Annotated in this window: 9 protein-coding genes; 4 read left to right on the forward strand and 5 right to left on the reverse strand. The window is 72.7% G+C overall.

Features of this window, described 5'->3' with window-relative positions:
• Positions 1–37 precede the first annotated feature (37 nt).
• Complete coding sequence (locus tag ACZ4TW_RS04390) at positions 38–850, forward strand: 3-hydroxyacyl-CoA dehydrogenase family protein (protein ID WP_465540898.1); 813 nt, start codon at positions 38–40, stop codon at positions 848–850.
• 62 nt (positions 851–912) lie between these two features.
• Positions 913–2,994: a phenylacetic acid degradation bifunctional protein PaaZ gene (gene paaZ / locus ACZ4TW_RS04395; protein ID WP_465540551.1), complete on the forward strand. Its 2,082-nt coding sequence runs from the start codon at positions 913–915 to the stop codon at positions 2,992–2,994.
• Between the two features lie 9 nt (positions 2,995–3,003).
• Here the strand turns inward: paaZ and ACZ4TW_RS04400 are convergent, their stop codons facing one another.
• From ACZ4TW_RS04400 to ACZ4TW_RS04420, 5 genes are read right to left on the reverse strand one after another with little or no spacing between them, the layout of a single operon-like run.
• Positions 3,004–3,402 carry an allophanate hydrolase-related protein gene (locus ACZ4TW_RS04400; protein ID WP_465540553.1) on the reverse strand — a complete coding sequence of 133 codons (399 nt, stop codon included), beginning with the start codon at positions 3,400–3,402 and terminating at the stop codon, positions 3,004–3,006.
• Positions 3,399–4,688, reverse strand: coding sequence for an allophanate hydrolase (gene atzF / locus ACZ4TW_RS04405; RefSeq protein WP_465540555.1), 1,290 nt, complete (start codon positions 4,686–4,688; stop codon positions 3,399–3,401). Before atzF ends, ACZ4TW_RS04400 begins: the two co-directional genes overlap by 4 nt.
• Positions 4,685–8,296, reverse strand: a complete 3,612-nt coding sequence (gene uca / locus ACZ4TW_RS04410) for an urea carboxylase (RefSeq protein WP_465540558.1) — start codon at positions 8,294–8,296, stop codon at positions 4,685–4,687. Before uca ends, atzF begins: the two co-directional genes overlap by 4 nt.
• Positions 8,293–8,943 carry an urea amidolyase associated protein UAAP2 gene (locus ACZ4TW_RS04415; RefSeq protein ID WP_465540559.1) on the reverse strand — a complete coding sequence of 217 codons (651 nt, stop codon included), beginning with the start codon at positions 8,941–8,943 and terminating at the stop codon, positions 8,293–8,295. Before ACZ4TW_RS04415 ends, uca begins: the two co-directional genes overlap by 4 nt.
• A complete protein-coding gene (locus ACZ4TW_RS04420; RefSeq protein ID WP_465540560.1) occupies positions 8,940–9,785 on the reverse strand; it encodes an urea amidolyase associated protein UAAP1 in 846 nt (281 codons plus the stop codon). Before ACZ4TW_RS04420 ends, ACZ4TW_RS04415 begins: the two co-directional genes overlap by 4 nt.
• A gap of 144 nt (positions 9,786–9,929) precedes the next feature.
• On the opposite strand from ACZ4TW_RS04420, the gene ACZ4TW_RS04425 reads away from it, so the two are divergent.
• Positions 9,930–10,607: a TetR/AcrR family transcriptional regulator gene (locus ACZ4TW_RS04425; RefSeq protein ID WP_465540561.1), complete on the forward strand. Its 678-nt coding sequence runs from the start codon at positions 9,930–9,932 to the stop codon at positions 10,605–10,607.
• A 108-nt stretch (positions 10,608–10,715) separates the two neighbouring features.
• Positions 10,716–12,236, forward strand: coding sequence for a high affinity choline transporter 1 (locus ACZ4TW_RS04430; protein ID WP_465540563.1), 1,521 nt, complete (start codon positions 10,716–10,718; stop codon positions 12,234–12,236).
• The last annotated feature ends 10 nt before the right edge of the window (positions 12,237–12,246 follow it).

The following is a 12,246-nucleotide window of genomic DNA, read 5'->3' on the forward strand; positions in this document are numbered from 1 at the left end:
TGCACCCGAGCGGGTCGGCGTGCTCGGCGGAGGACGCATGGGCGCGGGCATCGCGCACGCGTTCCTCGTCGCCGGCTCGAACGTGACGGTCGTCGAACGCGACGACGACGCCGCCAAGGCCGCGCGCGACCGCGTGCTCGACTCGGTCGCGGCATCCGTCGCGCGCGGCACGACCGATGAGACCGCCGAGGCGATCGGCGGACGGCTCGCCGTCGCGACCGCCGTCGACGGGTTCGCCGGCGCCGGCCTCGTCATCGAGGCCGTGCCCGAGGACCCCGACCTCAAGCTCGACGCGCTGACCCGCGTGGAGGCGGTGCTCGAGGCGGATGCCGCGCTCGCGACCAACACGTCGTCGATCTCGATCGACGCGCTCGCCGAGCGGCTCGACCGCCCGGGCCGGTTCCTCGGACTGCACTTCTTCAACCCGGTGCCGGCCTCGGCACTCGTCGAGGTCGTGCGCGGGACCGGCACCGACGGCGCCCTCGTCGAGGAGGCGCGCGGCTGGGTGCAGGCGATCGACAAGACGCCCATCGTCGTGCACGACGCGCCGGGCTTCGCATCGAGCCGTCTCGGGCTGGCGCTCGGACTCGAGGCCATCCGCATGCTCGAGGAGGGCGTGGCCTCCGCCGAGGACATCGACGCGGCCATGACGCTCGGCTACAAGCACCCGGTGGGCCCGCTGAAGCTCACCGATCTCGTCGGGCTCGACGTGCGGCTCGGCATCGCCGAGTACCTCGCGGGCGAGCTCGGCGACCGATTCGCCCCGCCCGCCCTGCTCCGCCGCATGGTGGAGGAGGGCAGGCTCGGCCGCAAGAGCGGCGAGGGCTTCTACCTGTGGGACGCGCAGTGATGCGCGTGCCGCGACCGGCCGCGCCACGCGCGACGTGACGAGTTGAAGAGGAGAGAGACACGATGACGGAGATCCTGCCCAGCTACGTGCGCGACGGCTGGTGGACGCCGGGCGACGACGCCGCGGCATCCGCGACCGAGGTGCGCGACGCGTCGACGGGCGAGCTCGTCACGCGCGTCTCGACCGCGGGCCTCGACCTCGGCGGCGCGCTCGAGCACGCCCGCACCGTCGGGCAGCGCTCGCTCGGCGAGCTGACCTTCCACCAGCGCGCGGTGCTGCTCAAGCAGATGGCGCTCGCGCTCACCGACCGCAAGGCCGAGCTGTACGAGCTCTCGGCCCGAACCGGCGCCACCCAGCGCGACTCGTGGGTCGACATCGACGGCGGCATCGGCGTGCTCTTCACCTACTCGTCGAAGGGTCGCCGCGAGCTGCCCAACGCCAAGGTGCTCGTCGACGGCCCCGTCGAGCCGCTCTCGAAGGACGGCTCGTTCATCGGCCGCCACGTCTACACGCGCCTGCCCGGCGTCGCCGTGCAGATCAACGCGTTCAACTTCCCCGTGTGGGGATCGCTCGAGAAGTTCGCGCCGGCGTTCCTCGCGGGCGTGCCCACGGTGGTCAAGCCCGCGACCCCGACCGGCTACCTCGCCGAGGCGTACGTGCGCATCCTCGTCGAGTCGGGGCTGCTGCCCGCCGGCTCGCTGCAGCTCGTGTCGGGCAGCGTGCCCGACCTGTTCGATCACCTGAAGCTCGGCGACCTCGTCGCGTTCACCGGCTCGGCCTCGACGGCCGAGCGGCTGCGCGCGCACGACTCGGTGCAGACCGGCGGCGTGCGGTTCTCGAGCGAGACCGACTCGATCAACGCCTCCGTGCTGGGCACGGATGCCACGCCCGAGACGCCCGAGTTCGACGCGTACGTCAAGCAGCTCGTCGTCGAGATGACGTCGAAGGCGGGGCAGAAGTGCACGGCCATCCGCCGCGCGATCGTGCCCGCGGCATCCGTCGACGCGCTCGTCGACGCGGTGCGCGAGCGCCTCGCCGAGCGCGTGGTCGTGGGCGACCCGCGCACCGAGGGCACGACCATGGGCCCGCTCGCCTCGACCGGGCAGCGCGACGAGGTGCTGCGCCAGGTGCGCAAGCTGCAGGACGCGGGCGGCGAGCTCGTCGTCGGCTCACTCGAAGCGGCCCAGGGCGTCGACACCGAGGGGGCGTTCCTGCAGCCCATGCTGCTGAAGTTCACGGATGCCACGGCGTCGGCGGTGCACGAGGTCGAGGCGTTCGGCCCCGTGGCATCCGTCATCGCCTACGACTCGCTCGACGAGGCCGTCGACCTCGTCGCACGCGGCGGCGGCTCGCTCGTGACGAGCGTCGCCACGCACGACCCCGAGGTAGCGGTCGCGCTGGCCACCGGCATCGCGCCCATGAACGGGCGCCTGCTGTTCCTCGACCGCGACGACGCACGCTCGTCGACCGGCCACGGCTCGCCCGTGCCGCACCTCGTGCACGGCGGACCGGGGCGCGCGGGCGGCGGCGAGGAGCTCGGCGGCATCCGTGCCGTGAAGCACCACATGCAGCGCACGGCGGTGCAGGGCTCGCCGGCGATGCTCACGGCGCTGACCGGCGTCTGGCACTCGGGGGCCGAAGCGCGCCCGTACCAGGCCGCGGGGGAGCCGCACCCGTTCCGCAAGTCGCTCGCCGAACTGCGCATCGGCGACCAGGTCGCGTCGGCGCCGCGCACCGTGACGCTCGAGGACATCGAGACGTTCGCGAACTTCACGGGCGACACGTTCTACGCGCACATGGACGAGGAGGCCGCCGCCGCGAACCCGTTCTTCCCGGGTCGCGTCGCGCACGGCTACCTGCTCGTGTCGTGGGCCGCGGGCCTGTTCGTGGATGCCGCGCCCGGACCGGTGCTCGCCAACTACGGCCTCGAGAACCTGCGCTTCATCACGCCGGTGTCGCCGGGCGACTCGATCCGCGTCGAGCTCACGGCGAAGGAGATCTCACCGCGCGAGACCGACGAGTACGGCGAGGTGCGCTGGGATGCGGTGCTGAAGAACCAGGACGACGAGATCGTGGCGACGTACGACGTGCTCACGCTCGTGGCGAAGGAGCCGGTGCCGGCGCCCGCGCCGCAGCCGGCCTGAGGTCCGGCCTCAACTCCGCTCCGCGGCGAGGAAGGCGCGCCATCCGCCGAACCGGCTGATGTCGGCGGCGCCCTCGACGGCGATGGGTTCGACGAGGAAGCCGCTCACGAGCTCGCCGTCGGCGAGTTCGACCTTGCCGATCGCCATCGGCTGCGGCAGGTCTGCGACGAATCCTCCGAACGCGGCGGCGTCGAGGCGCCACACCTCGACCTCGAGGGCCACGCCGTCCTCCGCGACGCGCACGACGCCGGGCTTGGGCGGTCGCGTCGCGAGGGCGAAGAGGCGGTACCGGGCCGCCGTCGTGGTCGTCCGCACCAGCACCGCGCCGCGATCGGCCAACTGGTGGTTCAGCGGCTGGCCGCGGAGGTGCGCGCCCGCGACCGCGAGCAGGATCCCGTGCTCGCTCATCGGACGGACCTCGCGATCTCGCCGAGGAGCCGGTCGCTGAAGGCCGGGCCGACGAGCTGGACCCCGAACGGCAGCCCGTCGACCTCGCCCGCCGGCAGTGCGAGCGCCGCGAGGTCGAGCAGGTTCGCGAAGTTCGTGAACCGCCCGAGCCGCGAGTTCACCCCGACCGGGTCGGCGGCGACGGCCTCGAGGGTCGGGTGCTCGACGGTCGTGGGCAGGAGGAGCGCGTCGACGCCGGCGAACGTCTCGTCGGCGGTGCGCCGCACCCGGTCGAGCCGCTCGAAGTCCTGGTACAGCCGCCATGCCGGGATGTCGCGCGACCGCGAGATGATCCCCCCGACGGTCGGATCGACGTCGTCGGGGTGCGCATCGACGAACTCGCCGACGGCCGCATACCGCTCGGCCACGAACGCGCCCTCGTAGAGCATCCGCGCGACCTCGAGGAACGGGCGGATGTCGACGTCGACGAGCGTCGCTCCGGATGCCGCGTACCGCCCGACCGTCGCGGCGAACGCGTCGGCCCAGCCCGGCGCGAGATCGCCGAGCTGCCCGGGCGTGGGCACGCCGATGCGAGGCGCGCGCCTCAGCGGCGGCATGGGATCGGGAATCACGCGCGACAGCGGATCGCGCTCGTCGAGCCCCGAGATGACCGTGACGGCGAGCTCCGCGAGCGCGAGGTCGGTGGACATGACGGTCACCACGTCGAGGCTGCGGCAGGCCGGCACGACGCCCGTGGCGGGCACCGAGCCCTTGGTCGGCTTCACGCCGTACAGGCCGTGGAATGCCGCGGGCACCCGCCCCGAGCCGGCGGTGTCGGTCCCGAGCGCGAAGTCGGCCACGCCGAGGGCGACCGCCACCGCCGAGCCGCTGCTCGAGCCGCCCGAGACACGAGCGGCATCCGTCGCATGGCGCACGGCGCCGTAGGGGCTGCGGCTGCCGACGAGCCCGGTGGCGAACTGGTCGAGGTTCGTCGAGCCGAGGACCACCGCGCCCGCCTCCCGGAGCCGCTCGACCACTGTCGCGTCGCGGCGGGGCCGGTACGCGAATGCCGGGCAGGCGGCGGTGGTGTCGAGCCCCGCGACGTCGATGTTGCCCTTCACCGCGACCAGCGCGCCGGCCAGCGGCAGGTCGTCGCCGCCCACGGCACGAGCGCACGTCCGAGCGAACTCGTCGGCGAGCTCGGCCTCGGGTCGGAGCGCGATCCACGCCTCCGGCCGAGCCGCCGCGCGGGCGAGCCGGGATGCGACGTGCGCACGGGGGTCGGCCGGGATGTCGATGCGGGTCACGCGGCCTCCTCCGACTCGACGAGCGCCGATGCCGGGTCGATGACCGCGAGCACCGTGCCCGGTGCCACCTGCGCGCCGAGCTCCGTCTCGATCGACACGACACGGCCGGAGACGGGCGCGGTCACGCCGGCCTCCATCTTCATGGCCTCGACGGCCATGAGGGTCTGCCCCTCGGCGACCATGTCGCCGACGGCGACCTCGATGCGGAAGACGTTGGCGACGAACGGCGCCTCGACCCCCTCGCACCCGTCGGGCACCTCGATCGCGGAGCTGCGCGCGACCGTCGGCTCGGGCTCGACCCGGTCGAACTCGCCGGCCAGCCGCCACGCATCGCGCTCATCGGAGAACGCCGCGGCCTGCCGTGCGCGGAACGCCGCGATGGAGTCGGCGTGCTCAGCGAGGAAGGCCTCGTACTCGGCCATCTCGAACTCGCCGTGCTCGACGCGCGGCGAGAACCGGCCGGCCGCCATGTCGGCGCGCATCTCGAGCAGTTCCTCGGGCTCGACGGGGTACCAGCGGATGCGGTCGAAGAACCGCAGCAGCCACGGCACCTCGGGCTCGAACGCCCCCTCCTGCCGGTGCGTCGACCAGACCTGGACGGTCCGACCGACGAACTGGTACCCGCCCGGTCCTTCCATGCCGTAGATGCAGAGGTACGCGCCGCCGATGCCGACCGCGTTCTGCGGCGTCCAGGTCCGCGCCGGGTTGTACTTCGTGGTCACCAGGCGATGCCGAGGATCGAGCGGTGTCGCGACCGGCGCGCCGAGGTAGACGTCGCCGAGGCCCATCACGAGGTACTCGGCGTCGAACACGGTGCGGTACACGTCGTCCACGTGGTCGAGGCCGTTGATGCGGCGGATGAACTCGATGTTCCACGGGCACCACGGGGCGTCGTCGCGGACCCCGTTCATGTAGCGGCGGATCGCCTCGCGCGTCGCCGGGTCGTCCCAGGACAGCGGCAGCCACACCGTTCGGCTCGGCACGCGGATGTCGCCGGTCGCCGGCAGCTCGGACTCGGCCCGGAGCACCGCGGCGGCGATCGCCGCGACGTCCGTCCGGCTGCAGTCCAGGTGCACCTGGAGCGAACGGATGCCGGGCGTGAGCTCGATCACACCCGGGAGCTCGCCGGCGTCGGCCTCGGCCTGCACGGCCTCCATGAGGGCGTGCACGCGCATGCGGGACGCGAGCTCCAGGGCCTGCTCGCCGAACTCGACGAGCACGTTCGCGTCGCCGCTGCGCCGGACCGTCACGGCGGGGGATCCGGCTCGCGCGGGAGCCGTGGCGAGGATTCCGCCGTCCACCACGGCCGCCCGTCCGGGCGCGACCGGGTCGAGCGGCGCCTGCCGCGCGGCATCCGCCTGCTCGGCCGTGACCGGGACGAACCGCACGGTGTCGCCCGGGCGGAGCTGGCCGAGCTTCCAGAGGTGCCCGCTCGCGACGGTCGCGGGGCACGTGAACCCGCCGAGGCTCGGACCGTCGGGGCCGAGCAGGATGGGCAGGTCGCCCGTGTAGTCGACCGCGCCCACGGCGTACGGGGTGTCGTGGATGTTCGACGGGTGCAGGCCGGCCTCGCCGCCGTCGCCGCGCGCCCACTCGGGCTTCGGTCCGACGAGCCGAACGCCGGTCCGCGCGGAGTTGAAGTGGACCTCCCAGTCCACGGCGTAGAAGGTCGCCATGTCGGCGGGCGTGAAGAACTCCGGCGCGGCGTGCGGGCCCTCGAGCGCCGCGAGCTCCCAGGCGCCCGTGAACACCGGCCGATCCTCGACCGCGACGGGACGCACGCGCTGCGGCGCCGCCGGTGCGGCGATCGCCACGACGTCGCCCGACCGGAGCGGCCGGCCGGCCGGCCCGCCGATCTCGCCGAGGTCGAATGTGGCGGCCGAGCCCATGACGGCGGTCACGTCCAGTCCGCCCTCGACCAGGAGGTAGGCGCGCATGCCCTGCTCGGCGGTTCCGATCTCCAGCGTCGACCCGGCCGGCACGACGATCGGCTCCCACTGGGGCACGACCGACCCGTCGACGGTGACCGGCACCGGTGCGCCCGTCACGACGACGCGCGTCTCGCGGTGGAACCGCAGCGTCGGTCCGGTCATGGTGCACTCGAGACCGGGCGCGCCCTCGGCGTTGCCGAGCGCCCGGTTGCCGAGCCGGAACGAGTGCGCGTCCATCGGGCCCGACGGCGGAATCCCGACGGGCCAGTAGCCCACCCGCCCGGGCCAGTCCTGCACGGTCGTGAGCATGCCGGGCTTCAGCACCTCCACGCGCGGTGAGCGGTCGCGCACGTGCTCGAGCGTGCTCGTCGAGTGCCGTGCGTCGAGCACGTCGCCGTGCCGCGCGATCGCACGCAGCATGCCGAGGTTCGTGGCGATGCCGTCGATCCGCGTGTCGTCGAGCGCGTCGCGCAGCGCCGCCCACGCGGCATCCCGGTCGGAGCCGTGGACGACGACCTTGGCGAGCATCGGGTCGTAGTTCGCGGAGACCTCGGTCCCGGGGCGGAGCCACGTGTCGACGCGCACGCCCTTCGGCAGCACGAGGCCGGTGACGGTGCCGGAGCTGGGGACGTTGCCGAGGTCGGGGTTCTCGGCGTAGACGCGGGCCTCGACCGCGGCGCCGGTCGGCGCGAGGGGCGTGCGCACCACGTCGACGTCGCCCTGCGCGAGCCGCAGCATCCATTCGACCAGGTCGATGCCGTAGCGCGCCTCGGTCACCGGGTGCTCGACCTGCAGCCGTGTGTTGACCTCGAGGAACGCGGCCTCGCGCCGCACCGGGTCGTAGATGAATTCCACGGTGCCGGCCGATCGGTACGCCACGGATGCCGCGAGCCGTCGGGCCGCCTCGGTGATCTCGGTGCGCACCTCGTCGGGCAGGTCCGGGCTCGGCGATTCCTCGACGACCTTCTGGTTGCGCCGCTGCAGCGAGCAGTCACGATCGCCGATCGCGACGACCTCGCCGAGGCCGTCGCCGAAGACCTGCACCTCGACGTGGCGCGCCCCCTCGACGAGGCGTTCGAGGAACACGTCGGACGACGAGAAGCTCGCGCCCGCGAGCCGGCGCACGTCGTCCCATGACGCGGCCAGCTCGGCCGCGTCGCTGCAGCCTCGCATGCCGATCCCGCCGCCGCCGGCCGTGGCCTTGAGCATCACGGGGTAACCGATGACGTCGGCGGCGGCGATCGCCTCGTCGAGCGAGCCCAGCAGCCCCGTGCCCCGGAGCATGGGCACGCCCGCCGCTTCGGCGGCCTGGCGGGCGGTGTGCTTGGCGCCGAAGACCTCGAGCTGATCGGGCGTGGGGCCGACGAACGCGATGCCGGCCTCCGCGCAGGCGCGCGCGAAGTCGGCGTTCTCCGACAGGAAGCCGTACCCGGGGTGGATCGCGCCGGCCCCCGTCGCCAGGGCGGCCGCGATGATGCGGTCGATGCGCAGGTAGCTCTCGGCGGCCGCAGCCGGCCCGATGAGCACGGCCTCGTCGGCCAGCGCCGTGTGCAGCGCGCCGCGATCCGCCTCGGAGAAGACCGCGACGGTGCGCAGTCCCATCCGCCTCGCCGTGCGGATGATGCGGACGGCGATCTCCCCGCGGTTGGCGATCAGGACGGTGTCGAACGCGCTCACGAGAGGTCCGTCCCGGTGGAGACGATCATCTCGGCGCGGGTCGGGTCGAAGCCGTTGCAGGGGTTGTTGACCTGCGGGCAGTTCGAGACCACGACGAGCACGTCGCGCTCGGCGCGCAGGCTGACGCTGAGCCCGGGCGACGAGATGCCGTCGACGATGCCGAGCGCGCCGTCGGGGTCGACGGGCACGTTCATGAACCAGTTCACGTTCGACACCTGGTCGCGCTTGCCCATGCCGTACCGCCCGAGCTCGGCGAGGAAGTTGTCGGCGCAGGCGTGCTGCGCGGCCGTGTGGTACCCGTAGCGCAGCGTGTTGCTCTCCTTGGAACAGGCGCCGCCCAGCGTGTCGTGGCGCTCGACGTCGGTCGCGACCACGGTGAGCAGCGGCTCGTACTCGTTGGTGCGCAGCACCGATCCGGTGGCGAGGAAGACGGAGTCCTGCCCCTGCAGCGTCGCCTGCGCGCTGTAGGCCCTCGCCGTGTCGTGCGCGTCGTAGGCGAGGAAGTCGACGGCCTGGTTGCCGTCGACGTCGACGATGGTGAGCACCTGCCCCCGGCTCAGCACCGTCGACCACGGGCCGCGCGGGGCCACGAGCTCGCGACGGAGCTCGGTGCCGAAGGTCTCGGTGCGGACGTCTGCGGCGGTCATGCGATTCCCCTTGCGTCGAGGTGGTCCTGGGTGTTGAGGAAGGCCCTGCGGCCCTCGGGGGTGGCATCCCAGAGCGGATCGCCGGGGCGCGTCGGCCGGTCGCTCCAGGCCCGGATGTCCAGCGGGCCGCTCACGTACTCGGGCCGGGGGTCGAGCGGGTGGGCGGCGTTGGCGATGAGCACGATCGCGGGCATCTCGATGCGCAGCGTGATCGAGGCGCCGGCGCCGGCGGATCCGAGGAATTCGGGGCGGCCGGCGTCGTCGATGCGCACACCCTGGAAGAAGGAGATGCACGGCGGGATGTCGCGACGCCCGAGCCCGTGCTTCGCGGCGGCGAGCGCGAACAGCTCGCGACCGGCGGGGCTGGGGCCGTGCGCGGTGCCGTCGCCGTAACGCTCGGCGTTGCGCGCGAGGGAGCTCGCGCCGTAGATCGCGTCGTGCCGGCCGGAGCCGTCCTCGACCACGGATGCCAGGACCCGGCCCTGGTCGGAGAGCAGCAGCTGACCCGCTCCGGTGTAGACCTGCCACTGCACCTTGACGGTATCGGCGATGTTGAGCCGCTCGAACGGCGCGTCGGCGTTGTAGAGGAGCACGGACGCGCACGCATCGCCCGTGACGTCCGTGAGCCGCAGGGCCGTGCCGCGTGCCAGGCGCCGATGCGCGTAGTTGCCGCCCGCCACGCGCTCCGCCCAGCGAAGGCGCTCCACGGCGATGCCGGCGGGCGGTCGGGCGGAGGTCGCCGGGACGATGGGCTGCGCGTCGACGACGGTGCCCTCCTGGGCGCGCGCGTGGGCCCTCGCGCCGGCGGTCGTCGCGGTCGACGGCGTCTCGGTCGTGGTCATGCGCCTGCCTTTCTACTGGTTGATAGAAAGCAGGCAATCGGATGGCGGTATCGCCGCTGTGCCGACGAGGTTTCGGTCGTGTAACAGAAATCGAAGGCGGCAGCCGGCGAGCCGTGCCGCAGGTGCCTGATAGCGTGAACCGTCATGGCGCGCCCCACTGGTCGACCCCGTGCATCGGGCGAGTCGCTTACCGGACTCGGCACTCGCCAGGACATCCTCGCGGCCGGAGCGAGGCTCTTCTGCACCGAGGGGTACGGCAGCACGAGCACGCATGCGCTGGCGAAGGCGGCCGGCATCCGGCAGGCCAGCCTCTACCACTACTTCGCAGGCAAGCACGAGGTGCTGCTCGAACTGCTGCTCGGCACCGTGCGACCCTCGCTCGACGCCGCCGCACGGCTGCTCGCACGCCCCGAGCCGCCCGAGCAGCGGATCTGGGCGCTCTGCGTCGCCGACGTCCGCGTGCTCGTGGGCGGCGAGGAGAACGTCGGGTCGCTCTACCTGCTGCCAGAGCTCGGCGACGAGCGGTTCGCGACGTTCCACGAGCGGCGCTCCGACCTCGAGCAGGCGTACCGCACGCTGGTGGCCGCGTGCGGAGCGGCCGACGTGCCGCGTGCCACGGCACTCGTGCTCGGTCTCGTCGAGAGCGTGATCCTGCAGCGGCGGCGTGCGCCCGAGTCGATCGACGAGACGACCGCCGTCGGCATCGCCGACGCCGCGCTGCGGGTGCTCCAGGTCGACGCCGACGCCGTGGCACGCGCGAACGAGGCCGGCGCGGCCCTGCTCGACGAGATCGCGGCCGACGCGGTTCCGCCCGTGATTTAACGCGATCGTTTCATTCCCGAATCACGGGTGGCACGTCGGGCGACCAAGTTACCTGTCAACCGATAGAAAACCTGTCGGCGCCATCCCTCACCCCCTCGGGAGCACGCCATGATCATCCTCGGAGTGGGACTCACCGTCCTGGTGGTCCTCATCGTCGGCATCGCCGTCGCCCGCAAGATCGACGGCGACAGTGCGAACTACCTCGTCGCCGGGCGACGGCTCGGAGTGCCGCTCGTCGCCGTCTCGCTCACCGCCGCCGCCGTCGACGCCAACGCGACGGTGGGCAACACCGACCTCACCTCGCAGTTCGGCTTCTGGGCGGGCGCCTCGCTCGCCATCGGACTGGCCGTCTGCCTCCTGCTCACCGGGCTGTTCCTCGCCAAGCCCATGAACCGCATGAAGCTGTTCACACTCGCCGACTACTTCCGGATCCGCTACGGACGCACGACCGAGGTGCTCGCATCGGTCATCATGCTGCTCTCGTTCACCACGCTCCTCGCCGGCAACCTCGTCGCGTGCGGCTACCTGCTCGAACGGTTCGCGAACGTCCCCTACGAGTGGGGCGTCGTCGTCTCCGTGTCGCTCGTGCTCGCCTACACCATCGCCGGCGGGCTCTTCTCCGACGCCTACACGGCGGTCATCCAGACGGCCATCACCGTCGTCGCTGCGATCGCGCTGTTCGCCTGGGTGGCGGTCTCCTTCGGGATCGTGGTTCCGCCCGGGATGGGGCCCTTCGACTTCGGACAGCTCACCGACCCCGCCCAGGGCGCGCCCATCAACTGGGCCACGCTGATCGCGCTCGGCATCGGCGACATCGTCGCGATCGACTTCATGCAGCGCATCTTCGGCGCGAAGTCGCCCGAGACCGCGCGGCGCGCGTGCTTTATCGGCGCCGCCGGCACCGCCGTGATCGGCACGCTCTTCGCGCTCGTCGCGCTCAGTGCGAGCGCGGTGCTGGGCATCACGGTCGAGGACGGACCCATCCTCTTCACGCTCCTCGACGAGTACGCGCCGCCGCTCCTGGCGATCCTCGTCCTCTCGGGCATCGTGGCCGCGTCGTTCTCGACCGCATCCGGAGCCATCCTCGCCACCTCGGCGATCGCCGTGCGCAACATCTTCAACGTGCGCCGCGTGGTCTCGGGGGCGGCGGACCCGCTCCTGCGCTGGACGCGCCTCGCGATGCTCCCGATCGTCGCGATCGGCGTCTTCCTCGCCATCCGGGTCAGCCAGACCGGCATCCTGCTCACCCTGGCGTTCGACCTGATGCTCGCGTGCCTCGCAGCGCCGTTCATCCTCGGCATCTTCTGGAAGCGCCCCGGCGTGGTCGCGGCGCTCGCAGCGGTCGTGGTCGGCTTCGTCGTCCGGATGGCGCTGCTCGCCCTCACGCCGACCCTGTACGGCGTGCCGAACGACCTGGTCTACATCGAGAACGACCTCGTCGGTCCGGAGTTCGACGGTTGGGCGACCCTCGTCGCCGCGCTCGTCGGATTCGGCACCTACGCGCTCGTCGGGCTCCTGCGCCGGCGGTCTCCCTCGGAGGAGCTCGGCGAGCTCGCCGAGCTCGAGGCGCTCGAGCACGAGCGGTCGCAACGCGAGGACCGCGAGGACCTCGAGCCCGTCGCCGTCTGAGGCCCCGCCG

Source organism: Agromyces sp. NPDC029043, assembly GCF_055564615.1.

What these genes read in the sequence shown, in the direction of transcription:
- ACZ4TW_RS04390 (WP_465540898.1), top strand. Translation starts at nt 38, where the DNA reads ATGGGCGCGGGCATCGCGCACGCGTTCCTCGTCGCCGGCTCGAACGTG.
- paaZ (WP_465540551.1), top strand. Translation starts at nt 913, where the DNA reads ATGACGGAGATCCTGCCCAGCTACGTGCGCGACGGCTGGTGGACGCCG.
- ACZ4TW_RS04400 (WP_465540553.1), bottom strand. Translation starts at nt 3,402, where the DNA reads ATGAGCGAGCACGGGATCCTGCTCGCGGTCGCGGGCGCGCACCTCCGC.
- ACZ4TW_RS04415 (WP_465540559.1), bottom strand. Translation starts at nt 8,943, where the DNA reads ATGACCGCCGCAGACGTCCGCACCGAGACCTTCGGCACCGAGCTCCGT.
- ACZ4TW_RS04420 (WP_465540560.1), bottom strand. Translation starts at nt 9,785, where the DNA reads ATGACCACGACCGAGACGCCGTCGACCGCGACGACCGCCGGCGCGAGG.
- ACZ4TW_RS04425 (WP_465540561.1), top strand. Translation starts at nt 9,930, where the DNA reads ATGGCGCGCCCCACTGGTCGACCCCGTGCATCGGGCGAGTCGCTTACC.
- ACZ4TW_RS04430 (WP_465540563.1), top strand. Translation starts at nt 10,716, where the DNA reads ATGATCATCCTCGGAGTGGGACTCACCGTCCTGGTGGTCCTCATCGTC.